Source organism: Pseudovibrio japonicus (assembly GCF_014651595.1).
Lineage (GTDB): Bacteria > Pseudomonadota > Alphaproteobacteria > Rhizobiales > Stappiaceae > Pseudovibrio > Pseudovibrio japonicus.
Genome location: NZ_BMXE01000005.1, coordinates 106,647 through 131,723, shown reverse-complemented (window position 1 = coordinate 131,723; position 25,077 = coordinate 106,647). Strand labels below are relative to the sequence as shown.

The 25,077-nt window shown below is 53.2% G+C and carries 24 protein-coding genes; 15 read left to right on the top strand and 9 right to left on the bottom strand.

The window, feature by feature from the left end; genetic code table 11:
- Window positions 1-232: 232 nt before the first annotated feature.
- Window positions 233-667 (bottom strand): AprI/Inh family metalloprotease inhibitor, encoded by a 435-nt coding sequence (locus tag IE076_RS14865; protein WP_209009143.1) that lies wholly within the window; start codon window positions 665-667, stop codon window positions 233-235.
- A gap of 284 nt (window positions 668-951) precedes the next feature.
- Between IE076_RS14865 and IE076_RS14860 the strand changes: the two genes are divergently transcribed.
- A complete protein-coding gene (locus tag IE076_RS14860; RefSeq protein ID WP_189437576.1) occupies window positions 952-1,305 on the top strand; it encodes a hypothetical protein in 354 nt (117 codons plus the stop codon).
- A gap of 317 nt (window positions 1,306-1,622) precedes the next feature.
- Here the strand turns inward: IE076_RS14860 and IE076_RS14855 are convergent, their stop codons facing one another.
- Window positions 1,623-2,672 carry a LacI family DNA-binding transcriptional regulator gene (locus IE076_RS14855; protein ID WP_189437575.1) on the bottom strand — a complete coding sequence of 350 codons (1,050 nt, stop codon included), beginning with the start codon at window positions 2,670-2,672 and terminating at the stop codon, window positions 1,623-1,625.
- A 193-nt stretch (window positions 2,673-2,865) separates the two neighbouring features.
- Here IE076_RS14855 and IE076_RS14850 point away from each other — a divergent pair, with 193 nt between their 5' ends.
- On the top strand, window positions 2,866-3,393 hold the full coding sequence (locus IE076_RS14850; protein ID WP_189437574.1) for a DinB family protein: 528 nt from the start codon (window positions 2,866-2,868) through the stop codon (window positions 3,391-3,393).
- A 53-nt stretch (window positions 3,394-3,446) separates the two neighbouring features.
- On the opposite strand, the gene IE076_RS14845 is transcribed toward IE076_RS14850, so the two are convergent.
- The 3 genes from IE076_RS14845 to IE076_RS14835 form a co-directional block, all read right to left on the bottom strand.
- Window positions 3,447-3,974, bottom strand: coding sequence for a MarR family winged helix-turn-helix transcriptional regulator (locus IE076_RS14845; protein WP_189437573.1), 528 nt, complete (start codon window positions 3,972-3,974; stop codon window positions 3,447-3,449).
- A gap of 350 nt (window positions 3,975-4,324) precedes the next feature.
- Entirely contained in the window at window positions 4,325-5,098 is a 774-nt protein-coding gene (locus IE076_RS14840) for an ABC transporter ATP-binding protein (protein WP_244649686.1), read from the bottom strand.
- A gap of 28 nt (window positions 5,099-5,126) precedes the next feature.
- Window positions 5,127-5,939 carry a hypothetical protein gene (locus IE076_RS14835; protein ID WP_189437572.1) on the bottom strand — a complete coding sequence of 271 codons (813 nt, stop codon included), beginning with the start codon at window positions 5,937-5,939 and terminating at the stop codon, window positions 5,127-5,129.
- 206 nt (window positions 5,940-6,145) lie between these two features.
- On the opposite strand from IE076_RS14835, the gene IE076_RS14830 reads away from it, so the two are divergent.
- On the top strand, window positions 6,146-6,949 hold the full coding sequence (locus IE076_RS14830) for a creatininase family protein (RefSeq protein WP_189437571.1): 804 nt from the start codon (window positions 6,146-6,148) through the stop codon (window positions 6,947-6,949).
- Window positions 6,950-7,518: 569 nt separating this feature from the next.
- Here the strand turns inward: IE076_RS14830 and IE076_RS14825 are convergent.
- Complete coding sequence (locus tag IE076_RS14825) at window positions 7,519-7,872, bottom strand: ArsC family reductase (protein ID WP_189437731.1); 354 nt, start codon at window positions 7,870-7,872, stop codon at window positions 7,519-7,521.
- A gap of 310 nt (window positions 7,873-8,182) precedes the next feature.
- Between IE076_RS14825 and IE076_RS14820 the strand changes: the two genes are divergently transcribed.
- From IE076_RS14820 to IE076_RS14795, 6 genes are all read left to right on the top strand, one after another.
- On the top strand, window positions 8,183-9,763 hold the full coding sequence (locus IE076_RS14820) for an ABC transporter substrate-binding protein (protein ID WP_189437570.1): 1,581 nt from the start codon (window positions 8,183-8,185) through the stop codon (window positions 9,761-9,763).
- Window positions 9,764-9,835: 72 nt separating this feature from the next.
- Window positions 9,836-10,816 (top strand): ABC transporter permease, encoded by a 981-nt coding sequence (locus IE076_RS14815; RefSeq protein ID WP_189437569.1) that lies wholly within the window; start codon window positions 9,836-9,838, stop codon window positions 10,814-10,816.
- A gap of 20 nt (window positions 10,817-10,836) precedes the next feature.
- The gene (locus tag IE076_RS14810; RefSeq protein WP_189437568.1) at window positions 10,837-11,799 is read left to right on the top strand and encodes an ABC transporter permease; all 963 of its coding nucleotides are present in this window, start codon (window positions 10,837-10,839) and stop codon (window positions 11,797-11,799) included.
- Between the two features lie 12 nt (window positions 11,800-11,811).
- The gene (locus IE076_RS14805) at window positions 11,812-13,539 is read left to right on the top strand and encodes an ABC transporter ATP-binding protein (protein WP_189437567.1); all 1,728 of its coding nucleotides are present in this window, start codon (window positions 11,812-11,814) and stop codon (window positions 13,537-13,539) included.
- Between the two features lie 268 nt (window positions 13,540-13,807).
- On the top strand, window positions 13,808-14,290 hold the full coding sequence (locus tag IE076_RS14800; protein ID WP_189437566.1) for a hypothetical protein: 483 nt from the start codon (window positions 13,808-13,810) through the stop codon (window positions 14,288-14,290).
- Between the two features lie 78 nt (window positions 14,291-14,368).
- Entirely contained in the window at window positions 14,369-14,734 is a 366-nt protein-coding gene (locus IE076_RS14795) for a UCP032817 domain-containing protein (protein WP_189437565.1), read from the top strand.
- Window positions 14,735-14,813: 79 nt separating this feature from the next.
- Here the strand turns inward: IE076_RS14795 and IE076_RS14790 are convergent, their stop codons facing one another.
- Window positions 14,814-15,437 (bottom strand): class I SAM-dependent methyltransferase, encoded by a 624-nt coding sequence (locus tag IE076_RS14790; RefSeq protein WP_189437564.1) that lies wholly within the window; start codon window positions 15,435-15,437, stop codon window positions 14,814-14,816.
- Between the two features lie 85 nt (window positions 15,438-15,522).
- Here IE076_RS14790 and IE076_RS14785 point away from each other — a divergent pair, with 85 nt between their 5' ends.
- The 3 genes from IE076_RS14785 (at window position 15,523) to IE076_RS14775 (ending at window position 20,813) form a co-directional block, all read left to right on the top strand.
- A complete protein-coding gene (locus IE076_RS14785) occupies window positions 15,523-16,425 on the top strand; it encodes a LysR family transcriptional regulator (RefSeq protein WP_189437563.1) in 903 nt (300 codons plus the stop codon).
- A gap of 345 nt (window positions 16,426-16,770) precedes the next feature.
- Window positions 16,771-18,990 carry a heavy metal translocating P-type ATPase gene (locus IE076_RS14780; protein WP_189437562.1) on the top strand — a complete coding sequence of 740 codons (2,220 nt, stop codon included), beginning with the start codon at window positions 16,771-16,773 and terminating at the stop codon, window positions 18,988-18,990.
- A 266-nt stretch (window positions 18,991-19,256) separates the two neighbouring features.
- A complete protein-coding gene (locus tag IE076_RS14775) occupies window positions 19,257-20,813 on the top strand; it encodes a CYTH and CHAD domain-containing protein (RefSeq protein WP_189437561.1) in 1,557 nt (518 codons plus the stop codon).
- 7 nt (window positions 20,814-20,820) lie between these two features.
- Here IE076_RS14775 and phnF read toward each other — a convergent pair whose 3' ends face one another.
- Window positions 20,821-21,573: a phosphonate metabolism transcriptional regulator PhnF gene (phnF, locus tag IE076_RS14770; RefSeq protein ID WP_189437560.1), complete on the bottom strand. Its 753-nt coding sequence runs from the start codon at window positions 21,571-21,573 to the stop codon at window positions 20,821-20,823.
- A gap of 218 nt (window positions 21,574-21,791) precedes the next feature.
- On the opposite strand from phnF, the gene IE076_RS14765 reads away from it, so the two are divergent.
- From IE076_RS14765 to phnN, 3 genes are read left to right on the top strand one after another with little or no spacing between them, the layout of a single operon-like run.
- Window positions 21,792-22,490 (top strand): DUF1045 domain-containing protein, encoded by a 699-nt coding sequence (locus IE076_RS14765; RefSeq protein ID WP_189437559.1) that lies wholly within the window; start codon window positions 21,792-21,794, stop codon window positions 22,488-22,490.
- Window positions 22,487-23,680 carry an alpha-D-ribose 1-methylphosphonate 5-triphosphate diphosphatase gene (locus IE076_RS14760; protein ID WP_189437558.1) on the top strand — a complete coding sequence of 398 codons (1,194 nt, stop codon included), beginning with the start codon at window positions 22,487-22,489 and terminating at the stop codon, window positions 23,678-23,680. The genes IE076_RS14765 and IE076_RS14760 overlap by 4 nt, the downstream gene beginning before the upstream one ends.
- Before the next feature lie 27 nt (window positions 23,681-23,707).
- The gene (phnN, locus tag IE076_RS14755; protein WP_189437557.1) at window positions 23,708-24,301 is read left to right on the top strand and encodes a phosphonate metabolism protein/1,5-bisphosphokinase (PRPP-forming) PhnN; all 594 of its coding nucleotides are present in this window, start codon (window positions 23,708-23,710) and stop codon (window positions 24,299-24,301) included.
- Here the strand turns inward: phnN and IE076_RS14750 are convergent.
- Entirely contained in the window at window positions 24,282-24,983 is a 702-nt protein-coding gene (locus tag IE076_RS14750) for a TetR/AcrR family transcriptional regulator (RefSeq protein WP_209009141.1), read from the bottom strand. The two genes, phnN and IE076_RS14750, sit on opposite strands and share 20 nt — an antisense overlap.
- Window positions 24,984-25,077: the final 94 nt, after the last annotated feature.

Here is a 25,077-nt window from a genome sequence, read left to right as displayed (position 1 = left end):
CCACTCAGCCACGATCGCAGGCTGGTTTTCCGCCACAGCGCCAGAGCCAGACGGAACTTCGCACAGCGCTGAGACCAATTGGCGCATTGCTCTATTGGGACGGAGAAAAATTGGGAACGGAAAGGAGACTACGGCGCGTTACGCCAATTCAAAGGCGAAGGTCAGCCGGCTATCGGACCCGTATGGGTGGCGTGCTGGACACCCACAACACATGAGCATGTCTGAAGGCGCCTTAACGCTGCGCCGTCACCACAATCGCTTTTTCGATCAACTCGGAAAGATCCGTTACGTTACTGTCCTCATGCACAGGCTGCATAATGAGGAAAAGCGAGGAAGGACCAAACGAGGTCAATCCGTCCAGTTCATCAATATCGAACTGAAGCACAACCTGCCCTTCTGGATCGAGTAGCGACAAACCATCGTCAAAGCTCCACTGCCACGCAGTTGCTTTGGCAATTGGAGCATAAAGCCCATGACAATTTGTGGCCTCAAACGAATTGCCGTACCCGCTCGCAGCAGGTTCAGAACCCAGCTCAGCCGAGCAGGATTTGGAAGACAACACGTCAGAAATGGACCAGTTACCAGAAATCGCACTGGCATGACCGGAGAAGACACCAAGGCTTACTAACGCAAAGGTTGCACCAGCTGCCACAACTATTTTTTTCAAAATCCCATGCATGCGAACCGCCTCCAGGACCTGTTTTTCCTACAGATTCTGGGCTCATCCAGTTAACCCAAGGTTAACAATAAATTAAGCAAGAGATAACAGCTCTAAAAACATAACTTATTCATGGATTTAACTCAAAAACAAATACACTAATTACTTGTAGAGGACATGTACAATCTAAGCTAAATCATATTATATACTGGCTATTATTTACATAAGTCACAAACAACACCCAGCCCGCAGAGATTTGCCTTACAAATCAATAGCCCCTTCGTCTTCCTCAAATGCGGACATATCCGCATCAAGAAGATAAAGAGGAATATAGCCATGCCATTTGTATTGCTTCAAGCTACGGACTTGAACGCCATCGCAGAGCAGATGCCCAGACTGTCTTTGATCTGATGGATCAGTTCCGGCAGGCCAAAGCCGCACCTAAGTTCGATGAAGTATTGATCTTTGGTAACATCGACTTCTGGAAGGATATTGAAGGACAAGTCATTCACGATGCCTACGCAAAGTTGGTGGACCTTCTGAAAAGCAAAAACACAGCAGGCAATTTCAAAGACACCAACGACGGTGGTGGCATATATTCTCTCAAAATTGACAATAGTATCCTCAAGGCAACCAACATCGGCTAGATGCCACAGGAGTGAATGCCTGCGTGCGTACTCGCTCTCATTCGTGAGCACTTCAGCCCGTCAAAACAAGTGAGTCGCCCGGAGCGCCTAACCGACAAGAAGCACCATGCAAGTCATGGCAAGCGTAAAAAAGCCGAACATTTTCAGATCTTTACGATCTTCGGCATCACTGTGATTATTGACCATGACGAACCCCCAAACGCCCTACAACACACCGCATATGTAAGCGCGGCATAGTAAACATAGGGTTTCAATCGGGCAGTTTCATGGTGCGAAAGGACAGTTGCGCAACCAGCACAAACTTACTCAGGGTTAACTCACAGGCCGCCCACAGAGACCAGACGCTCGCCCGGTGGTGGAGCACTTTCACGAATGCGAAGCTTGGGCTCGATTAACATCAGATCATTACTGATCTTTTCGCCATTCATTTGCGAAAGCATGAGCTCTGCAGCCTTAATGCCAATGGTCCCGGCGCCATTGTCCACAGTGGTTAAGGCAGGCGTACGATTTTCCGTTCCCTCAGTATCGTCGTAGCCCACGATCGCCAGATCAGGGCCCGGCTCTACACCAAGCCGCCGCACAGCGCTCATAACGCCCAGCGCCACAAGATCGTTGAAACACACCACGGCTGTTGGCCGCGGTTCAGCCTCCACAATCTGCTGAGCAACAGAGCGGCCATCATCCTGCGTCATCAACTCAGGAATATCCAACTGCGCGTCCGCGTTGATCCCCGACTCCTCAAGAGCAGATCTCCACCCCTGATTGCGATCACGCCCAGCAGAGCTCCCACGCCGACCACCAACCATGGCAATCTGCGTATGCCCTTGCTCGATCAGATGTTTTGTAATGCGGTAGGATCCGAGAAAATCGTCTCCACGCACACACGGCGCATCAGCTCCAGCCACATCCCGGCAAACAAGCGTCACTGGCACGCCCTGACGCACGATGGAGTTGATGTCCTTGTCAGAAGTCCCAACCGAGGCGCAAAGAATAAGCCCATCCACGCGGTGCTGAAGCAGCGTATCCGTAAAGTGGTTCTGCCGCTCGACAATATCCCTGTGATTACAAATCAGGATTGTCTTATTGTGCTGCGCCAGCGTTTCTTCAAGTCCGCGAAACACCTCGGCAAAGTATGGATTGAGAATATCGTGAACCGCCACACCAATCATATTAGATTGAGACGTGCGCAACGAGGCAGCGGACCGGTTATAGATATAACCCACTTCCTCAGCATAGGCTTTCACCCGCGCTTTTGTGTCTTTGGCGATCAACGGAGAGTCTCGCAGCGCCAAAGAAACCGTAGCCGTCGAAACGCCCAGCTTCTCAGCAAGATCGCCTAATCTCAGTGGCTTGCCTGTGCCGCTCAATGCTGATGTCCTCGCATATCCAGCCGGATCCAGTTCATCTTCTTATGCACAGCAACATTAGTAAATAGCAATACGCCACACGGTCAACAAAGAGAAATCATTACGGATTCTCAAGTGTCAATCACTTGCATAACTCATAAGAGATCCCGATATTTTCTGCACCACTCATAATTAGATTAGCAGGTTTCACAGAATGTATTCCGACTTCAAATTATTGGCTCAGTACAACACGTGGATGAATGTACGCCTCTATAAATGCGCTGAACAGCTCAGCGACCAGCAACTAAAAGAAGATCGTGGCGCATTCTTCAAATCAATTTTCGCCACCTTCAATCATCTCGTGGTGGGAGACCTGATTTGGCTACGCCGCTTTGCGCAGCACTCCCCAAACTACAAGAGCCTACAGCAACTGGAAGAATTTCCAAAACCAACCGCACTAACATCCATCCCCTTTGACAATTGGGAAGAGCTCAAGACAGCGCGGCAAAAGCTAGACAAAATCATTGAAGAATTTGCAAGAGACATTACGACGTCTCAGGCCAATGAAGCCTTGGCCTATGCCGATACAAAAGGCATCCCAGCCACGAAAAACTTCGGGGATCTGGTGCTGCATTTCTTCAACCACCAAACCCATCACCGTGGGCAGATAACAACGCTGCTCACGCAGTTTGGGCTGGAAACACCAGATACAGACCTGCTCTTTCTCTGCGAAGATGCATAATCGGAACAAGAAACAAATGGGCCTGTCTTCACCACAGGCCCAATACGCGCAGATTAGTCCGCAGCTTCCCGTTCTTTCACCTTCCCTGCCTGCTCATCAGCTGAGTCTGTTTCATTCTCCAGCTGGTCTTCAAGATCCGGATCATCTTCGAAGCTCGCGGAAAGGTTCTTTTCTACCTGACGCAGCAAACGGCGCAATTTTTTGCGGTCTTTTTCCTCCATGCCCGCCAGCGCTTCTTTCTCAAGACGCTTCCACGCACGGTCGACCAGCAATATCCGCTCACGACCTTCCTCAGTCAAAAACACCCGCGCCAAACGGCCATCACTCTCGGAAATTCGGCGGAAGACAAGCCCCTGAGCAGTCAGGCGTGTCACCATCTTAGTGACTGTCGGTGGCTTGACCCCAAGCGCCAGAGCCAACTGGCTCATGGTCTTCCCATCTGTCTCAAACAAAACCTTCAGAACAGCTTCTTGCCCCGGGTGCAGTCCAATACGCGACAGGTGCGCCCCTGACCGCGCGCGCTGCGCCTTCGCTGCCTGCGCAAGACGAAAAGTCGTACTCTTTTTAAAATTAAATCCCATAGTCTGGCAAAACTCGCTGCTATTTCAATCAATAAAGACGCCCGAAAAAGGCTGAAGCGTATTCGTAAAAAGTGGTCGCGGTCTTCCAAAAAGAATACGCGTGATAATAAGGGCTTAGAGCTTATGGCATGAACACATAGAACCCCGCGCACCCTACCTCAAAGCAGTGATAGCCCCCGAATATAAAAGTCAGATGACAGTCCGACGATTATTTAGCGGCCTAACCAGAAATTTTGAGGCCCCTAAGCTTTTAAAGCCCGGCTCACAGAGATTACGAGCGTGCCAATCCCGAAAGTACGGGCTGGTTCTCGGAGGAAATCAACCTATATCGCAAGCGAAGAAAGTGAACGCTATCTGGAGAGTGCAGTGTGATGCCCCATCGCCTGCTCCAACGCCATCACCGCCTCACGGCAATAAGCGGCATACTGCGCTTCCATGCGGTAATTCAAAGAGCGCGGATAAGGTGCGTCCAGCCTCATATCATGGGTAATCCGCCCCGGCCCTGCTGCCATCACCACAATGCGGGAGGACAAGAACACACTCTCGTAAACAGAGTGGGTCACAAACAGGATGGTCCAGTCATGGGTGGACTTCAGCTCAAGCAAATCGTCATTCAACTTGTTGCGCGTAATCTCGTCCAATGCTGCAAACGGCTCATCCATCAGCAACAGTTTTGGCTTGGTGACCAGCGCCCGCGCAATAGAAACCCGCATCTTCATGCCACCAGAAAGCTCAGAGGGCATGTTATCAGCAAAACTGGATAGCCCAACCATCTCCAGAGCTTCCTCCACGCGATCCTTCGCATCACGCCTGGAAACACCCTTCACCTTCAACGGCCAGTAAACATTGTCAGAGACAGTAGCCCAAGGCAGCAGCGTCGGTTCCTGAAAAACAAACCCAACCTCATCCTGCCCGGATCGAATGATCTGACCAGCACTAGGCTCCTCCAAACCAGAAATAAGCCGCAGAATTGTGGACTTGCCACACCCTGACGGCCCAAGAATGCTCAAAAACTCCCCCGCCCGCACATCCAGATCAAACCCATCAACAGCAGTGGTGCCATTCTCAAAGGTCTTGGAAACGCCCTTCAGGGACAGGAGGGGGGAGTTTATTGTGGCTTTCACGGTCTGATATCCAATGTTTCAGCTAATCTTAGTCTGGGCAGGCACCATGGTCTGCACCGCAGACGTCAAACTCTGTACCTTCATTATTCCATTTGATCAGCAAGCCGTAATTATGGCTGCGCGCAATGTCATCTGACTGTGCATCCAGCATAAACTCCTGATAGACCGCATCATGGAACTCTGCAAGATTGTCTGCGTCAAACGGATCAACATAAGACTCACATGCTGCCTCCCAGGTGTTGCCGGTATCTTTGTACGCACCGTCCACAGACCAGACATTCATGATGTTCGCAACAACAGTATTGAAGTCCTCACCATCGGTATGAGACACGCTATACAAGTTTTTGGCACTTGCTAGATCCGTACTGCCATCTCCGACCAAAGCACATGAAGCAAGAGGCCCGTAAAGCGAACCAACAGCACCCCCATACTTTTCGTTTGTCAGCTTGCGCACATTGCCTGCCCCAGTACTACAACTGCTAAAGAACACAGTTTCAGGGGTACTTGCATGGGCTGCCTTAAAGAAGGTGGCAAAATGAGCATTTGTAATGCCGCCCACTTTTTCCGGAGACCCATGCGCAGAAATATACACGGTCGCAAGATCATCAAAAACGGTGTCGGAATTAACGTTCTCGACCTCACCTGTTGCCTTCATGAAATACACATCATTGGCGTCATGCTTCAGCTTAGCCCAATGCGACACGATAATATCGGCAGGATTGGTGCAGATTTCCTTTGTGAGCAAAACGGCTCCGGCAGCCCCAGCCTCACCAGCCATCACCCCAGCCAATGCCAGTGCAACGCCGCCAATCAATCCTTCGCGTATTTTCTTGGAAAACATAAGTGGCTTCTCCTTCTTGTTATTAGCCAACAAGAAAGACGTGAGAACCAAGCACCCGTGACCCATCAGGCCCGCAAAGGAACTAACAAACTAAACACTTTGCTACCCTCAACCTCTGAAAAACCAGAGCATCCCCCACGTCCACCGATGACGTCAGCCCTCCAACGCGCTACTCTTGCGCGAAGACAACAAGCACGGATAACAACATGAGCGCCCTGCCCCGCCCCTATTGGCACGAGATGACCACCTCTGACTTCTCTGGGAACGACACCAGCGAGTGGATCGCGGTGCTGCCAATTGCAGCAATCGAGCAGCACGGCCCTCACCTTCCGCTCTCAACCGACACCTGCATCGCAGAAGGCCAGATCTCTCGCACCATTGAGCTGCTACCGGACGATCTGCCGGTCACATTTCTGCCGGTGCAAGCCGTCGGCAAATCAGATGAGCACGTCTCGTTCCCCGGCACCCTAAGCCTGAGCTGGGAAACTGCCGTCAAAGCCTGGGTGGAAATCGGAGAATGCGTTGCCCGTGCAGGAATTCGCAAACTGGTGCTCGCCAACTCTCACGGCGGAAATTCCCCGCTGATGGATATCATCACGCGCGAGCTGCGCTACAAGCACAACATGCTTGCGGTCGAATCCAGCTGGCTTCGCTTCGGTCAACCACAAGGTCTCTATTCTGAGGAAGAGTTCTCTTATGGCATTCATGGAGGAGATATCGAGACATCCATTATGCTGGCCCTCCGCCCCAACCTTGTGCACATGGACAAGGCAGCAGATTTCACCTCCACACAAACGAACCACATCAAAAACGATGCCTACCTGCGTGCACATGGCCGCCATCAATACGGCTGGATGAGCGAAGATCTGAACAAAACCGGCGCACTTGGCAACGCGGCCCTGGCAACCGCAGAAAAGGGCCAGGCCTCTCTCACCCACGCCTCTCAGGAGTTCATCAAGCTGCTGAGGGACGTGCAGCGATTTGATGTCTCCTCGCTGAGCAACACCTGATCTTCAGAACACGCATGTTGAGATGTGTCCCTCAGACACATCTCCCACAGTAAGACAACCATAACCTTTGGAAGCCGCAGCGGAAGAAGAACCACTTACTTACTACTAAGACGTAATACTCACCCATGGTGGCACTCCAACAGGTTCCACGGATTTTTCGTAGCTAAATACTCAAAACTCCTAATTTCCAACACTCATGCACATGGAAATATGGATGACATTTCGTTCAGTTCTGACCCAACGGCAATACACTCAGATTTTTCATGTAAACCGCAATTTCACCCTAATACTGAGTGGATCATCATTGATCGGTCATCGTGATGCCGTGTTCCGCTCAGCAGCCCCAAAAACCCACCGGAGCCTCGGCCAAAAAGGAGGCTTACGGGGATTTTCCGAGCGCAGCGGTCAGCTTCGAGAAAACTTCATAGGATAAAACATCTCAGGTTGGCAGCTTCCCCTTACAATTCCCAGCTGCCAGCGCCTCGTACCATAGCAGGACGGCGAAACCCAAGGCTCCCCAACCCTTGAAGTTTCCCGTCCAGCAAAGGAGAACTACGACAGGTCCACTGTCAATAAAGCTCTCCTTTTTCCAACAGCTCATCCCACAACACAGCATCAAACCCAAGCAACAGCTGCTTTCCTCCGGTCACAAGCGGTCGTTTAATGAGAGAAGTTTCCTGCATCATCAATGAGATAGCACTCTCCTGATCCGTCACACCCACCTTGGTTTCATCATCCAGTTTGCGCCACGTGGTCCCGCGTTTGTTCAAAACAGCTTCCCAGCCAAACTGCGCGCAGGCATCCTTAAGAGCCTGCTCATCAGCACCCTCTTTCTTGTAATCGTGAAAAGTGTAAGTCGCCTTCTTTTCATCCAGAAGCTTACGTGCCTTACGAACAGTGTCGCAATTGCGAATACCATACATAACCAACAAGATCAGAACCCTTCATTTTTAGTGATCAGATGAATTTTACTCACCTAACGCTAGAGTGTCTTTCAATTGAAACGCTTCAAAGCGTCACCAATACATACCTTAACCTCTGAATACGCTATGAAATTGCGCTGCATGCACAGTAATTCCGCGTTTCAACTACTCAATGCCCCCTAGACGCATTCATTCATATCGTTAATATCATCGGGACGCCAGAATCCACTTGATAAGGAGTTGGCGAAATCAGAGGGGCCCCGCAGAAGCATTTTTTCTGCATTAAGGGGATTAGGGGAGTTAAAAGAGAATGCGTTTAAAGATTGCATCCGCTGCATTGGCTATGGTGCTTGCTGCGGGAACTCAAGCAAATGCAGAAACACTTAAGTTCGCGTTTCAGGGAACATACAACCAGCTGGACCCATACAGCCTGAACGAAACATTTTCGCTCAGCATGCATGGCAATGTCTACGAAACTCTCGTCCGCCGCTCGGCAGACCTGAAAATTGAGCCGGCACTTGCAACAAGCTGGGAAGTTATTGAGCCTACCCGCTGGCGTTTCCACCTGCGTAAGGGCGTAAAGTTCCACAACGGTAACGACTTCAACGCAGATGACGTGATCTTCTCCGCAGACCGCGTGCGCGCAGAAGGCTCTGACCTTACCCAGGTTCTTTCAGCAGAAGTAAAGGTCGAAAAGGTTGATGATTATACCGTCGACTTCATTCTGCCAGGGGTCAATCCAATTCTGCATTCCGAGTGGGAAAACTGGCCCATCATGGACAAGGAATGGACAGAAGCAAACGACGCTGTGAAGGTCACTTCCGCTTCTGACACCAATCCAAACTATGCATCTCTGCATGCAAATGGGACCGGTCCATTTAAGATCGCTTCCCATGAGCCAGGTGTGAAAACGACCTACACCGTGAATGACAGCTGGTGGGACGAGAAGCAACACAACCTGACGGGCGCTGAGTTCACGCCAATTGGATCAGATGCAACCCGTGTTGCAGCATTGCTTTCCGGCGAGCTGGACATGGCTTATCCGATCCCGGTTCAGGACATCAAGCGCGTAGACAACAATGCGGGCACCTCTGCTCTGACAGGACCAGAGCTGCGCACAATCTTCCTTGGTTTCGATCAGCGCCGCGATGAGCTGACCTACTCCAACATCAAAGGCAAGAACCCGTTCAAGGACGTGCGCGTTCGTAAGGCGTTCTATCAGGCAATTGACGTTGACGCGATCAAAGCAAAAATCATGCGTGGTCTATCCGAGCCATCAGCCCTGCTGATCTCGCCATTCCTCTTTGCAAACTCTGGTGACTTCTCTCGTTACCCATACGATCCGGAAGCAGCAAAGGCACTCCTTGCAGAAGCAGGTTATGCAGACGGCTTTGAAGTATCCATGGACTGCCCGAACGATCGCTACGTGAACGACGAAGCAATCTGTCAGGCAACCGCGGCATTCCTCGCTCGCGTAGGCATCAAAATCAACCTGAACGCACAGCCTAAAGCAAAGTACTTTGCTAAGGTTCTTGCCTCTGGTGGTTTTGACACCTCCTTCTACATGCTCGGCTGGACCCCAGGTTCCTTTGATAGCTATAACATTCTCAAAAACCTGAACAACTGCCGTGATGACAAAGGTACAGCAAGCCCATTCAACCTGGGTGGCTATTGTAACCCGAAGGTTGATGAGCTGACCAAGCTGGTTCTCTCTGAGAACGACGAAGAGAAGCGTAACGCGCTGATCTCCGAGGCCTACACCATCATTAACAACGACGTGTCCCACATCCCGCTGCACCAGCAAGGCCTAGCTTGGGGTGTATCTGACAAGGTTACAGTGACACAACGCGCAGACAACAAGTTCCTATTGAAATACGTGAACTTCAAATAAGCCTGTAAGCACATAGAGAAAAGCTCGGCGCCACGGGTGCCGGGCTTCCCTTATTCAGGAACAATTAAAAAAATGTTTGGCTTTATTTCTCGGCGTATCGCCATGGCCCTCGTGGTCATGTTTGTCGTAGCCTTAATCTCTTTCTTGCTCTTCCGCTTTGTTGGAGACCCTGTCAACCAGATGGTTGGCGTTGAGACCACCCCGGAACAGCGTGAAGCCCTGCGCCAACGCCTCGGCCTGAATGACCCCGTTCTCACTCAATTCTTTCGTTATATCTGGGGTGCCGTCCAATTTGACTTCGGCAACTCCTACCAGTTCAAGCAGCCTGTAGCAGACCTGATCGGTCGCCGTCTGCCTGCAACTCTGGAACTTTCCTTTGCCTCCGCGATCTTCGCACTGCTGCTCGGCATTCCGATGGGCGTTTACACCGGCCTGAACCGGGATTCATGGCTCTCGAAAGTATTCCTCTCGGTATCTCTCGTAGGTATCTCCCTGCCAACATTCTTTATCGGCATCCTGTTTATCTTCCTGTTTTCGGTCACCTTACAGTGGCTACCAAGCTTTGGTCGCGGTGAAGTTGTTCAGATCGCTCCGTTCTGGGATACCGGCTTCCTGACCGCCAGCGGTCTCAAGGCCATCATCCTGCCAGCGATCACACTTGGCCTGTACCAGATGACCCTCATCATGCGCCTGATCCGCGCTGAAATGCTGGAAGTTATGCGTACCGACCACATCAAGTTCGCCCGCGCCCGCGGCCTGCCGAACCGGTCCGTCTACTACGTCCACGCGCTCAAAAACACCATGGTGCCTGTGATCACCATCACCGGCCTGCAGCTCGGCTCCATCATCGCCTTCGCGATCATCACTGAGACCGTATTCCAGTGGCCGGGTATGGGTATCCTCTTCCTGCAAGCCGTTCAGAACGTGGATATTCCAATCATGGCAGCATACCTGCTGCTCACCGCATTCATCTTCGTTGTTATCAACCTCATCGTAGATCTTCTCTACGTTGTGATTGATCCACGCCTGCGCACCGAACGCGGCCGCGCATAAGAAACGGTAGGACAACAATCATGACAGATAACACACCAACCGTTTCCGGAAGCGAGGTTTCAGCAGCCTCCCGCTCCGCGCTGGCCCGCTTCCTGGACAGCGATCTGCTGCACAGCTTCCTCAGCTCCAAGATTACAGTTCTGGCTGCAATCACAACACTGGGACTGATGCTGGCTGCACTGTTCGCACCGCTCGTAGCACCGTTCAATCCGTTCGATCTGGCACAGATCAGCATTCTGGACGCACGTATCCCGCCAATCGGCATGGAATGGTCTGACCCGCGCTACCTGCTGGGAACCGACGATCAGGGCCGTGACCTGCTCTCCGGCATCCTGTACGGCATGCGTATTTCGCTGGCGGTGGGCTTCTTGTCCGTCGCCTTCGCAGCAGTGCTCGGCATCTCTCTGGGCCTGATCTCCGGTTACGTAGGCGGTCGAACAGATGCAATCATCATGCGTATTGCAGAGGTTCAGCTCACCTTCCCGGCCATCCTGCTCGCTCTGCTTATCGATGGCATCGCCAGCGGTATTTTTGGCAACATCGACCGCGAAACCTGGGCGATCTGGATCCTCACCTTCTCCATCGGCCTGTCCTTCTGGGTGCAGTATGCACGTACGGTTCGTGGCTCCACGCTGGTCGAGAAGAACAAGGAATACGTTCAGGCCGCCCGCGTCATCGGCATTCCCGCATGGATCATCATGATCCGCCACGTTCTGCCAAACGTACTTGGCCCGGTTCTGGTTATTGCAACCATTAACCTTGCTCTGGCGATCATTACAGAAGCTACTCTGTCCTTCCTCGGTGTTGGTGTTCCATCAACACAGCCATCTCTGGGCACGCTGATCCGCATCGGTAACGACTTCCTGTTCTCAGGCGAGTGGTGGATTGCGATCTTCCCAGGTCTGGCTCTTGCGATCCTCGTTCTGGCAGTGAACCTGCTGGGCGACTGGCTCCGCGACGCACTCAATCCGAAACTGCGCTAGGGAGGCCAGACCATGAGCATCTTAGATATCCGCGGCCTCACTGTTCAGTTCCCGAGCCGCAAAGACGTCTTCACGGCGTCCCGCAATGTCAATCTCTCTGTAGACGCTGGAAAGATCCTCGGCGTTGTGGGTGAGAGTGGCGCAGGTAAATCCACCGTCGGCAACGCCACCATCGGCCTGCTGGAGCATCCGGGCCGTATTGCGGAAGGTGAAATCCACCTCGACGGCCAGCGCATCGACAATCTTGATCCGGAAAGCATGCGCAAGCTGCGCGGCAAGCGCATCGGCATGATCTTTCAGGACCCGCTGACCTCACTGGACCCGCTCCAGACCATCGAGTTCCAGCTGATCGAAACCATCCGCCTGCACTTGCCGCTTTCCAAGGAAGAAGCACGGGCCCGCGCGGTGGACCTGCTGAACCAGGTCGGCATTCCAAACCCTGAAGAGCGCATCTCACAGTATCCGCACCAGTTCTCTGGCGGTATGCGTCAGCGAGTCGTGATCGCCCTCGCCCTCTGCGCAGACCCGGAAGTTGTCATCGCCGATGAACCAACAACCGCTCTGGACGTTTCCATTCAGGCGCAAATTCTGAAGCTGATGAAGCGTCTGTGTGAAGAGAAGAACGTGGCGATGGTCGTCATCACCCACGACATGGGCGTGATCGCAGACCTCACCGACCACGTTGCTGTTATGTACCGTGGTGATCTGGTGGAGTACGGCGAATCCAGACAGGTTCTGGGCGCTCCAAAGCACCCATATACTCAAAGCCTTATCGCAGCCGTTCCGCGTCCGGACGTAAAAGTCCATCGCTTCCCACAGGTGGACTACATTGAAGGCTCTGCAAAGCCATTCAAGCAGATCGACATCTCCACCCACTGGCTGGGCAAAGCCCGCGACTACAAGCCAGTCGACGGCCCACTGCTCTCTGTCAAAGACATCACCATGAAGTTCCTCACCAAGGACTCGTGGTTCCCAAAGAACAGAGAGTACTTCACAGCACTGGATAAGGTCGGGTTCGACATCTACGCTGGCGAAACCTTCGGCCTCGTGGGGGAAAGTGGTTCAGGCAAATCAACCGTCGCCCGCGTCATCACTGGTCTTTACCACCCGGCAGGCGGCACCGCCCACTTCGCGGGGCAAGAACTAACCAGCCTGAAGGACAAGAAGCAGGTTCTGGCAATGCGTCGTCAGATGCAGATGATTTTTCAGGACCCGTTCTCGTCCCTCAATTCCCGCATGCGTGTGCGTGACATTGTGGCTGAGCCAATCAAGTTCCACAAACTGGCAAGCACCAACAGCGAAGTAAATCAGATCGTCGACGACCTTCTGGAGCACGTCGGCCTTGGCGTTGCTGCGGCTGCCAAGTTCCCGCACGAGTTTTCCGGCGGTCAGCGTCAGCGTATCTCCATTGCCCGCGCACTGGCGACTCGTCCACGCTTCCTCGTCTGTGATGAGCCAACCTCCGCACTGGACGTGTCCATTCAGGCTCAGATCCTGAACCTGCTGAAGGACCTTCAGGACGAACTTGGCCTGACCATGCTGTTTATCAGCCACGACCTCGCGGTCATTCGGCAGATGTGTAACCGCATCGGTGTCATGCGCCACGGCCAGCTTCTGGAAGTCTCTGAAACGGAAGAACTCTTCGACACCCCAAAACATGCCTACACCAAGGAGCTTCTCTCCCTGATGCCAAGCATGGAAGGCCTGTCGCGCAGCAATCTCGAAGAAGAGCTGGCCTAGCATTGGATGAAGATCTGAAAATCACAAAGGGCCCCAGCGGGCCCTTTTTTTCGCAGCACACGAGCGTAGAACGAAACGCTTTAGGAAACACTTTGTTTCAATAGTGCTTAAACTGCCAAACAACTACTTCAGCTTGCATTACCCTAGGATGCACATCCACCGCGCCAGTACTGTTTTCATTAAGGCTACCATCCTTAAGCTCTGCGCATCCGCAAGGATAAAATACCAAATAAATGCCAACCCATTTTGATCAAAGCAGGCTGAAAACATGAAAAGAACAACTGCTACCATCGCAGGCCTGGGCATCCTGGCCCTCGTCGCTTACCCAGCATTTGCCAACGCCCAAGATTCAAATGCTGATGCAACACCCCCTGCTGGCGGTCCAGCAACTATCTCGTTCTCCGACCTGTCTATGGCGGATGGATCTGCAGATGATGGTACATGTGCGACCCGCTATTCAAATAGCTACACCGCACCCCAGGCGGGCCAGTCTGATCAGGACCAAAGTCAAGCACAGTCCGATCAGGACAACGATATTGTGATCACTGAAACAGACGGGACAGTTGGCGCAGGGATTTACACTCTCAGCAACACCTACGCGATCGTCTTCCCGGACAGTGACAACGGCGATGCTGTTGAAGTGCAGATGTTTGCTTCCGGTTTGAGCGGCGAAAGCCCTGTAACAGGCGTTTTCTCCGATGGCACATGCCGTGGCCGCATCTCAGTTGAGGTTGACGGTTCCGCGTCATAATAGATCAAACAAGGAAGACAAAGCTTCAGGTCTCTCATCAGAGCTGAAGCTTAACTTCTGGCAACGGGAGCCGAAGACATGGACTGGTATTCAACAAAACACTCCAGATATGAAGAGGGTCGCGAGAAAATCGCAGCCCTTGATCTGGAGTGCGTTTTAAACCAGCTCACGGCTCCCGTTAAAACTGGCGGTTATGAGTGGTCGCAAAAAGACGCCCGGAAGGCACTAAAGGACTACCGGGAGTTTCTTACTGACACCCTCAAACTTGAGATCGACTTTCACAAAGAGCGGGCCCGCGACGCACGCACCAGACCCTCCAAAGCCGTGGGAATCGTCTGGCACACTCACATTCTCTTCACCGAAAAGTACTTTGAAGATTGCAACACAATCTTCGGGCGTTACCTGCATCACGCCCCGCAGGTCCCTACACCTGTAACGGGGTAATCCACTCAGCTCCTTCAGGCATTATCAGCAGAGGCACCCTTACAGAGCCTTTCGCTCCCACTGCGACTTGTCACATTGCCTATATCTTACGCGCCACAATAAAGCGGCCCATTGGAGAAGCGGGATAGTTGCCGGTCTCAACAATCTTGAAACCCGAATTCTCAATCTGCCGACCCAACTCGACCTGCTTGAAGTAGGTCACATAAGGCGCATACCCGACAACCCGCATCACATTGATCAGCCAACGCCAATAAAACGCAGAATCCCCGACACATGGCGTTTTGGAAATAAACAGCCCGCCCGGCTTCAATACTCTGTGCACCTGATTAAGCGCTGTGGCAGAGCCTTTAATCAGATGGATCACGTTAAACGCCATCACCACATCATAGGTGTGCCCTTCAAATGCTAAGCTACCTGCTGGCGCATGCACAAAACTCACATTCTCGATCCCATCCGCCTGCGCTTTCTCACGGCCCAACTCAATCATCTTTCCAGAAATGTCACTGGCGGTGACGTGCTTGACGTGACTGGACAACAGCATCGCAGTCATCCCACTGCCGCAGCCCAGCTCCAGCACCTCTTGCTCCGGTGCAAGATAAGAGCGCACTCGGTCCATAGCCTTTTCATAGGAGGCAACGTCTTTCATTGGTCGGGCGACATAACCCGGCGCTTGCCTATCCCAAAAACCTGCTGAATCCTGCATCGAAATCCCTCCATTTCCTGCAGTGTATCCATGCATATTCTCAAAACAAATTGCCAAAATTCGCAGTTGCGATATACAAATATGCATGAACTGGCAAAGCGTCTCTTTTGACTGGAATCAGGCCCGCGCCTTCCTCGTCACCGCAGAGGAAGGCTCGCTGTCGGCTGCCGCCCGCGCTCTTGGCCTCACCCAGCCAACATTGGGCAGGCAGGTCTCCGCTCTGGAAGAAGCGTTAGGTGTCACCCTGTTCGAGCGCATTGGCCGCTCCCTCTCCCTCACACCGGCAGGCCTTGAGCTGCTGGACCACGTGAAGTCCATGGGAGAAGCCGCCAACCGTATCTCGCTGGCAGCCTCGGGCCAATCACAGGAGATCGACGGTACCGTCTGCATCAGCGCCAGCGACACCGCCTCCGCTTACCTGCTCCCCCCAATTCTGAAGCGCCTTCGAGAGAGCGCACCGGGAATCAACGTGGAGATCGTCGCAACCAATGCTGTCAGTGATTTGCAACTCCGCGAAGCAGACATCGCCATCCGTCATGTGCGCCCCGAGCAACCTGACCTCACTGCAAGACTTGTCAGAGAAACGGCAGCCCACTTCTACGCCAGCAAGGCGTATCTGGACCGCAAAGGCCGCCCGCAATCTGCCGAAGGCCTGTCCAGCCACGAATTTATCGCCTTCGACAGACCAGACCGATTCCTTCAGCACTTCACTGAGACCGGCCTCCCCTTGCAAGAACGCAACTTCAAGCTGGCAACTGCAAGCGGATTGGTCGGATGGGAGATGGCAAGAAACGACTTCGGCATCATCGTGATGATCAAAGAGATCGCAGAACAGTTTCCGGAAATGGAGCAAGTCCTGCCAAGCTTCGAGCCGTTCGTCGTCCCCTTCTGGCTCGCAACCCACCGCGAACTGCACACCTCAAGACGCATCCGCATCGTCTTCGACCTTCTGGCCGACGCACTCTCAGGCAAGCAGCTGATAAGCTAGAACCGTCAAACGCGTCAAAACCAACCAAATCCATCCAACCCGATTGCTCAGGGAATCTCACTCCTGTTGACGTAACTCGCGAGCATGGTCGCCGGTTTCCCATAGCGTGACTATCCACAGTGTCTCTTCTGCCAACGGAAGGTCATTTACACGCCAAACACCGTTAAAACCCATAAGTTCTCAGTAAAATTGAACAAGCCCTGAGCTCTGCTTTGATCAGGATCACAGCAACTCTACATCACATAAGGGAGCTTGCGTATTTACACTCTCTACAACCTCTTGACCCGCCATCAACAATGGTAATAAGTCCTGATGGTCTAAACTCGGCAACCGAAGATAGCTCTGATGAACGTACACGCAACCGCCACAGCCAAAACCGTCAAACTCGACATAACCGGAATGACATGTGCAGGTTGCGCATCTCGCTTGGAAAAGGCCCTGCAAGCAACCGAAGGTGTGGTCGGCGCGACTGTCAACTTCGCACTGGAAACGGCAGAGGTGGAACACTCGCCTCAGCTCGCAACGCATGACCTCGTTGCTGTGGTCACCACAGCTGGCTTTGAGGCGAAAGAACGCCGGGAGGAAGCAGAGGCCGCGCAGAAGGCTTTTGAAGAGCGCGAGGCACATAGCGACGCAGAAGAACGCAAAACCTTTCAACTTTTCGCATTTTCAACGCTACTGGCAATTCCTTTAGTAATTCCAATGGTTTTGATGGCTTTTGGCGTGCAATTTGAGCTTTCCGGACTGTTGCAGTTTGCGTTAGCAACGCCAATTCAACTTTTCGTCGGTGCCCGATTCTACAAAGGTGCATTTGCAGCACTGCGCCACGGCGCCGCCAACATGGATGTCCTCGTTTCATTGGGCACCTCCGCAGCGTATCTATACAGCGTTTACAACGTCTTCTTCGCTGCCAACGCCCACACAGCAGACCTTTATTTCGAAGCCTCTGCCGTCATTCTTACGCTCATCCTGATGGGTAAGTATCTGGAGATTAAAGCCAAACGCTCCACCTCGGCAGCTGTCCGCTCTTTGATTGCCCTGCGCCCGACCACAGCCAACAAGATTTCCGGCGACAAAATTGTGCCCGTCAGCATCTCGGACCTGCGTCTTGGCGACTACATTGTTGTCAAACCCGGTGAACGCATTCCAACCGATGGCTTGATTGAAGACGGCGAAAGCGAGCTGGATGAATCAATGCTCACCGGCGAGAGCCTTCCCGTGCACAAATACACAGGCGATCAGGTAACCGGTGGAACAATCAACGGATCCGGCGCGATCTTTGTCCGCACCACAGCGCTAGGCGAATCAACACGCCTGGCCCAGATTATCCGCCTTGTCGAAGGCGCACAGGCCTCCAAGGCTCCACTGCAGAAATTAGTCGACAAAGTCGCCGGTATTTTTGTTCCCATTATCGTACTGATCGCGCTGGCAACCTTCGCTGGCTGGATGATGTATTCCGGCGATATCACTACAGCCGTCGGCGCCTCCGTCGCTGTCCTCGTCATCGCCTGCCCATGCGCATTGGGACTTGCTACCCCCACAGCACTTGTCGCAGGCACTGGCGCCGCAGCCAAGGCTGGCATACTTATCCGCGATATCGAAGCGCTGGAACGCGCCCACAAGGTCGATACCATCCTCTTTGACAAGACCGGCACGCTGACCGTCGGCAAGCCGGTTCTGACGGATGCGCAAGCATTTGACCGCAACGACGACCGCCTGCTCACAATCGCCGCCAGCATTCAGCTCGGCAGCGAGCATCCCCTCGCCAGCCCACTTATCCGCGCAGCCGAAGAGCGCAACCTCAAGCTCACACGCCCCCGCGCTATCAAAGCTATCCCCGGAAAGGGCATCATCGCAGAGCTCACCGGCCAGCAAGTCGCCATCGGCAACGCCGCACTAATGAACGACCTCAACATCACCCCATCCATGACAGGTGATGGCCTTTTAAAGACTTACGAATCTGCTGGCAAAACCGCTGTAACCGTCACTCTGGGAGATCGCGCCATCGGGGTTCTCGCCTTTGTCGATCAAGCAAGAGAATCCGCGCGGGAAGCCATAGAAACCCTTAAGAAACAAGGGATTCGCACGGTGATGATCACCGGCGACACCGAGCTGGCGGCCAAGAATATCGCCGATCAGGTTGGCGTCGACGAGTTCCTCGCCCGCGTTCAGCCAGAAGGCAAGAACGAAGTTGTAAATAAGCTGAAAGAACAAGGCTATAGAGTAGCTATGGTCGGCGACGGCATCAACGATGGCCCCGCTCTCGCAACCGCAGATCTCGGCATCGCAATGGGCTCCGGCACCGATGTAGCGCTGGAAACCGCAGGTGTTACTCTCATGCGTTCCGAGCCAAAGATGATCCCGGCCGCGCTCGACATCTCCAAGGCAACCCTCAGAAAAATCAGGCAAAACCTGTTCTGGGCCTTCATCTACAACATCATCGGCATCCCACTGGCAGCCATGGGCTTACTCTCCCCTGTCATCGCTGGAGCCGCCATGGCCATGAGCTCCGTCTCCGTCGTCACCAACGCCATGCTGCTCCGGCGCTGGAAGCCGAAAACATGAATTGATATCAGTACTCTAGCCCCTTAAGGACAAATTCAGGGGCTGTTTTGCAACCACGCCCTGATAGATCCCGCTCACTGCTATCAACCAGACATATATTATAAAGCTATTACCCGCTGGGGATTAGTTCCCTGCCAAAATCCTATAGACGTTTTACGCCCTTTACAACAGGTTGTGTTCGCGAGATGTTTGCTACGTAAAATCAACAAGAGTGGGATGGAACAAGCTTCCACTTCGCGCGCTGTGCACAGGGTGGTCCTGCGATTATGCACGAGATTGAGCTTAAGCTTTCTGTAGATGAAGCAACGCTGGAGCAACTGGCAAAGGCAAAGCCGCCTAAGGGTTTTGCGGTCAGCGAGCAGTCCATCAAGCAACTCCGTTCTGTGTATTATGACACACCGGAGCATACCCTCAAGAACGAACGCATCGCACTCAGAACACGCTACAACGGCACCAACTGGCTGCAAACCATCAAGCAAGGTGGCGGCATGCAGTCCGGCCTTTCCAAAAGGATCGAGCTGGAATTCCCAATCGACGGTATTGAGCCGGACTTCGATGCAGTCCCCGATGAAGACATTCGGAACAAGCTCGTCGCGCTGCTGGAAGACAAGAACTGGGGAATCCTGTTCGAAACAGCCATTTCCCGTAGGCTGGCCTACTACACGGACAAAGCCGGAGCGAAGATTGAAGTCGCCTTTGATTCCGGCGCGGCCAAAACCAAGTCAGACGAACACCCGATCCATGAAGTAGAACTGGAGCTTATGGAGGGCCCGGTCGAAAGCCTGTACAAATTAGCAGCAGCGCTCATGAAAGACCGGCCAATTCTGTTTTCCAACACCAACAAGGCAGGGATCGGCTACCGCCTAGCAAGCGGCAAACCGCCAGAATTGCGCGCAGAGGCACTTCATTCCAGCCCTATAGAACTGGCACCGGAAGACAGCGCCAGCTCAGCACTGCAAAAGATACTCGGCGAATGCCTCAACCAAATTGTCGCCAACCGTTCCTGCGTGCTCCAGCAAAACATCTCCGAAGGCCCGCACCAACTCCGTGTTGGACTGCGCCGCTTACGAAGCGCCATCAACATTTACAAAAGTGCCCTGTCCAGAAATAAGGTGTTCGCAGAACTGGATACCTCTGCCCAACAACTGGCAACCACTGCTGGAAATCAACGGGATATCGATGTGCTGGTGGAAGACATCATCACGCCAGTCATTCCGCTCCTTCCGGAAACCCACTCTGTAACGCCGCTCTTAGAGGCCATAGAACTGGCCCATGCTGAAGCACAAGCTGAACTCAGACGAGAGTTGATCAATCCGAACCTCAACGACTTCCTGCTCCAGCTGGGAGAACTGGCACAAAGTCCGTCTTGGAAAGAAAACCTCGGGCTATCGAAAAGCAAAAAAAAATTCGCACAGCCCGTCAAAACCTTCGCTCAAAACGCACTCACCAAGCGCTGGACGATCTGCGAAAAGCAGGCGGAAAACCTTCAGGACCTGACAATCGAGCAGCGCCATGAGCTCCGCAAAGCGCTCAAAAAGATGCGTTATACGGTTGAGTTCTTTCGTTCGTTATATGAGCCAGAGGACCTACGCGTCTTCCTCAAATGCTTGAAACGCCTGCAAAACACCTTCGGTTATCTGAACGACGTGGCAATGGCAGACCGGCTGGTCGCCATGAAGCTTCCCCAATCCCTGCAAAACAACGAGGTATCAGCCGTCATCGGCTTCGTTGCAGGCTGGCATCAGGCCCGTGCAGATCATGCATGGCTGACCGCTCAGGAACGTTGGAACGCAGCAGTAGAAGCGCCCAGGTACTGGCTTTAACCCTGGCTCAATCATTCCTGACAGTCAGATGCATCCGGTCGGCAGCCACATAGGACCGACCAGCTTGAATCGGGATGCCACCGCCAATCACGTTGATGGACTCCATTATGAGGACAGGCGCGCCCTCGGAGATCTTGAGCAACTCCGCATTGCGCGCACTACAAAGCGCTGCGGTAATCCGCGTTTCCTGGCGCTTATAATCACCAAAACCATACTTCTCCATGATCTTAGTGACAGAGCTAGTTTCCTTCAGATCTGAGAGCAGATTCGGAAAACGTGAGACCTCGAACCAGCGCGTTCCGACAGTAATCGGTACGCCATCTGCGTAGCTCACAGTCTCACATTCAAACAGCGCAGTGCCCTGCTCAACCTCCAACAAATCGGAGGTGTAAGCATCTGCCGCGACTTCGCTTGTGCGGAAGATATCCCCATAGACCTCTTGCGCCTGACCCGACAAATTCTCGGAAAAGCGCGTCCGCGGACCGATGGGATAAACCAACGGAGCCTTGGCAACAAAGGTTCCCCGTCCCTGATCGGAGCGCAAAAAACCCTCTTCAATCAGCGTGGAAATTGCCCGTCGCACCGTATGCCGGTTAACCTCAAAACAACTCGCAAGCTCTTGTTCTGTAGGTATTTTCTCACCTTCAGAAACCTCGGTCCGCGAAAGCTCGAAGCGCAGCACCTCAGCAATCTGCTTCCACATGGAAACGCCCGCACGTCGCTCCAAAGGGGAGAAATCGAATTTCATCAGCTTCGTCATGTCACCGTCATGAAACAACACCAATCACTTGGCGAACAATTTATTTGTATAGACAACTAGACAATATTAAGTCTAACTTGGCAACCATATTCAGACGCGTAGACAGATTCTCTCACCACTCCGCAGCGCGTCACCACATAATGGCAAAGTTTCAGAGTGGCGTGTCAGAGGACTGACACGCCACGCTCGAACATGGGAGGCCAAGGGATACTCTGAATATGCGTTACTCAATCTATTTCACCCACCCGCAATCAGCAAAACTAACAAAACTGGGCAGCCAATGGCTTGGCCGTTCTGCCTTCTCCAACAACAGTATGGAACACCCATCACTTACAGGAATTGAGCCCACACGTCTGCAATCACTTACAATAAACGCGCGCCGCTACGGCTTTCACGCCACCATGAAGCCGCCGTTTAAATTGGCAGAAGGCCGATCACCCGACGATGTAAAAGCAGCCTTCACCGCTTTTGCAAAGCAAACACCCGCCTTTACTATCAAGGGTTTGGCCCCCAACTTCCTCGGCAAGTTTCTCGCCCTCACCCCAAACCAGCCTTCGGACCAGCTCAACCAACTGGCAGCACAATGCATCAAAGAGTTTGATCACCTTCGTGCGCCCCTGAGTGAGAAAGACATCAAACGCCGCCGGAAAGCAAAGCTGACACCTCAGCAAGACGCTTACATGCTGCAGTGGGGCTATCCCTATATTTTTGAGCACTTCCATTTTCATATGACACTGTCACAACCACTGGAAGACGAAAGCGAACGACAAGCTCTCAAAGCCGCCGCCGAAGAACACTTCGAGCCTGTCATTCATCAGAAAATTTCCATTTCCCACCTCGCGCTCTGCGTTGAACCAGAAGCAGACGCGCCATTCCAAGTTATTGAAATTAAACCATTGGAAGGACCAGCATCATGAGCGACGTATTAGTCGGTGAAGCGCCACACCAGCCGTCAACACAGGACAAACCCCACACCCCAATGGCCTTCACTAACGCAAAGCTGATCCTACCTGACCAAATTATGGCAGGCTCTCTGGTAGTCGAGAACGGCAACATCCACGACGTGAGCAGGGGCAGTGTCTCCAACGCATTAGACTGCGAAGGCGACTACCTCATTCCCGGCCTTGTCGAGCTGCACACTGATCATCTTGAAAACCATTACAAACCGCGTCCAGGCGTAATCTGGAACCCTGTATCCGCTGTTCAGGCGCATGACGCGCAAATCGCGTGTTCCGGCATCACCACCGTATTTGACGCCCTTCGCGTCGGCACAGAGGCCAACGCTGAACTGACTGCGAAAGACATGCGTGCCATGGCGGACGCAATCGAGATCGGCCAGCAGGAAGGCCGCCTGCGAGCGGACCACTACATCCACTTGCGCTGCGAGGTTTCTGCCGACAACTGCATTGAAGGCTTTGAGTTGTTCAATGACGACCCACGCGTTCGCCTTGCTTCCTTGATGGACCACACACCGGGGCAACGCCAGTTCACCTCAATGACTGAGTACAAACTCTTTTACAAAACCAAGAGGGGCTTTTCTGACGAGGAACTGCAGAAATTCACGACGCGAATGCAGGCGCGCGCAGACCGCAACTCCGAGAAGAACCGCTACGCCATCTCCCAAGCTGCCAGAGCAGCGGGCATGATACTGGCAACCCACGATGATGCTACGCTTGCCCACGTTGAAGAGGCAATCCAATTCGGCATCCACGTGGCAGAATTCCCAACCACGCTGGAAGCTGCAAGAGCATCCCATGAAGCGGGCATGGCCGTTCTGATGGGAGCGCCCAACGTGGTGCGCGGTAAATCCCACTCCGGCAACATCTCCGCGCTTGAACTGGCGGAAGCCGGTTATCTGGACGTCCTGTCCTCCGATTATGTTCCGGTTTCCCTGCTCCAGGCGGCTTTTGTGCTGGCCCAACAAGTCGACAGCCTAAACCTGCCCAAAGCCCTTCAAAAGGTAACCAAAATCCCGGCGGAAGCAGTCGGCCTCTCCGATCGAGGCGCACTCGAGGTTGGCCGCCGTGCGGATTTGGTTCAGGTGCGCATGGTTGGTGACGTGCCAATCGTCCGTGGTGTCTGGCGACAAGGCAACCGCATCGCCTGACGCCAACGCAAGAGAAAGGGATCTGGAATGACGGTTCTGGACAAGGCCGGGAAACAGGCTGGAAAGCTTGGCCCCGGCGCTCTGATCATGGTTGTCGGGCCAAGTGGCGCTGGCAAGGACACGCTGATCTACGGCTATCAGGACCGCTGTAAAGGCGACAAAAACATCCTGTTCGCCCGCCGCCTGATTACCCGGCCAGCCGATGCCGGCTCGGAGCCACACCAAACCATCTGCCACCAGCAAATGGAGCAGCTCATCAATCAGGGCCGCGTGGCATTATTCTGGCCCGCACACGGACTAACCTACGCCCTGCCGGAAGCCATCGATGACCACATCGCCAAAGGCGGAATAGCAATCGCCAACGGCTCCCGTAAAACCTTGGCACAGGCTGCTTCAAAATATCAAAGGCTGCTGGTCATCCACATAACGGCACCGGCTCACATCCTCGCAAAGCGTCTTGCGACCAGAGGCCGCGAGACAGCAAGGGATATCGAGCAACGTCTCAGGCGGGCGGATTTATCCCTGCCCGATCTTCCGAACTTGGTGGAGATACAAAACATCGGCGACCCAGAGGCTGGCATTGATCAGCTGGAACAAGCAATCAGAGCTTTTCAGCATTAAGCTTCTTTGTCGCTTCCAAACCAACCAGGTGAGCGGTGATCATACCAAACAATGTCGGCGCGAAGTCATGTTTTAGGACTTCAAATTCTGGCTCTTTGTAGAGTGTCACGAGAACTGGTGGTGGATTGGTAACCGGCCAGAGGCCCGCAACGAATACGTGAATGCTGAAAAAGACAGACATTGCCTCTTCAGCATCAAGCCACGGCAACCCCCGTTGCAAAACGGCAGTTGCCCGCTTAGCTTCAGCAATCAAGGCACGCTTGAAGTCCCGTACACTGTCTATGGAAATGTTCTTTTCCATAGTCGGCGCAATCAGGCTCATGAGTTCACACAACCGGCGGCGCGAAGCAAACATCTCCGACAGAAGCTTTGCCATATCTGCGGGTGTCATCTCACCGGCAATCTGCTTCTCCAGCTCCGTGGTCATTTCCACAAAGTCGTGCAGCAGCAATTCCATAAGAATCGCTTCCCGCGTCTCGAAATATCGATAGATATTGGACTTCACGATCCCCGCACGGCTGGCAATCGCCTGCAATGTCAGCCCGTCAACGCCTTCCTGCTCAAGCACACTGGTCGCGGCACGGATGAGATCATTATGGCGCTGCGCTTTTGCTTCGGCGGATCTTGCGCGCTGAAAACTCTGGTTGGTCATAAATTGGAAATATGCCCCCTTCTCCGTCATGTCAATAAATCCTGGCATTATGCATTGACAAAATGCCGCAAGAACATAAGTTAAGAGAACATAAGTCTCCTAATTAAGATGTGCGGGATCGCCA

What these genes read in the sequence shown, in the direction of transcription:
- IE076_RS14860 (WP_189437576.1), top strand. Translation starts at nt 952, where the DNA reads ATGCGGACATATCCGCATCAAGAAGATAAAGAGGAATATAGCCATGCC.
- IE076_RS14850 (WP_189437574.1), top strand. Translation starts at nt 2,866, where the DNA reads ATGTATTCCGACTTCAAATTATTGGCTCAGTACAACACGTGGATGAAT.
- IE076_RS14845 (WP_189437573.1), bottom strand. Translation starts at nt 3,974, where the DNA reads ATGGGATTTAATTTTAAAAAGAGTACGACTTTTCGTCTTGCGCAGGCA.
- IE076_RS14835 (WP_189437572.1), bottom strand. Translation starts at nt 5,939, where the DNA reads ATGTTTTCCAAGAAAATACGCGAAGGATTGATTGGCGGCGTTGCACTG.
- IE076_RS14830 (WP_189437571.1), top strand. Translation starts at nt 6,146, where the DNA reads ATGAGCGCCCTGCCCCGCCCCTATTGGCACGAGATGACCACCTCTGAC.
- IE076_RS14825 (WP_189437731.1), bottom strand. Translation starts at nt 7,872, where the DNA reads ATGTATGGTATTCGCAATTGCGACACTGTTCGTAAGGCACGTAAGCTT.
- IE076_RS14820 (WP_189437570.1), top strand. Translation starts at nt 8,183, where the DNA reads ATGCGTTTAAAGATTGCATCCGCTGCATTGGCTATGGTGCTTGCTGCG.
- IE076_RS14815 (WP_189437569.1), top strand. Translation starts at nt 9,836, where the DNA reads ATGTTTGGCTTTATTTCTCGGCGTATCGCCATGGCCCTCGTGGTCATG.
- IE076_RS14810 (WP_189437568.1), top strand. Translation starts at nt 10,837, where the DNA reads ATGACAGATAACACACCAACCGTTTCCGGAAGCGAGGTTTCAGCAGCC.
- IE076_RS14805 (WP_189437567.1), top strand. Translation starts at nt 11,812, where the DNA reads ATGAGCATCTTAGATATCCGCGGCCTCACTGTTCAGTTCCCGAGCCGC.
- IE076_RS14800 (WP_189437566.1), top strand. Translation starts at nt 13,808, where the DNA reads ATGAAAAGAACAACTGCTACCATCGCAGGCCTGGGCATCCTGGCCCTC.
- IE076_RS14795 (WP_189437565.1), top strand. Translation starts at nt 14,369, where the DNA reads ATGGACTGGTATTCAACAAAACACTCCAGATATGAAGAGGGTCGCGAG.
- IE076_RS14790 (WP_189437564.1), bottom strand. Translation starts at nt 15,437, where the DNA reads ATGCAGGATTCAGCAGGTTTTTGGGATAGGCAAGCGCCGGGTTATGTC.
- IE076_RS14785 (WP_189437563.1), top strand. Translation starts at nt 15,523, where the DNA reads ATGAACTGGCAAAGCGTCTCTTTTGACTGGAATCAGGCCCGCGCCTTC.
- IE076_RS14780 (WP_189437562.1), top strand. Translation starts at nt 16,771, where the DNA reads ATGAACGTACACGCAACCGCCACAGCCAAAACCGTCAAACTCGACATA.
- IE076_RS14775 (WP_189437561.1), top strand. Translation starts at nt 19,257, where the DNA reads ATGCACGAGATTGAGCTTAAGCTTTCTGTAGATGAAGCAACGCTGGAG.
- phnF (WP_189437560.1), bottom strand. Translation starts at nt 21,573, where the DNA reads ATGACGAAGCTGATGAAATTCGATTTCTCCCCTTTGGAGCGACGTGCG.
- IE076_RS14765 (WP_189437559.1), top strand. Translation starts at nt 21,792, where the DNA reads ATGCGTTACTCAATCTATTTCACCCACCCGCAATCAGCAAAACTAACA.
- IE076_RS14760 (WP_189437558.1), top strand. Translation starts at nt 22,487, where the DNA reads ATGAGCGACGTATTAGTCGGTGAAGCGCCACACCAGCCGTCAACACAG.
- phnN (WP_189437557.1), top strand. Translation starts at nt 23,708, where the DNA reads ATGACGGTTCTGGACAAGGCCGGGAAACAGGCTGGAAAGCTTGGCCCC.
- IE076_RS14750 (WP_209009141.1), bottom strand. Translation starts at nt 24,983, where the DNA reads ATGACGGAGAAGGGGGCATATTTCCAATTTATGACCAACCAGAGTTTT.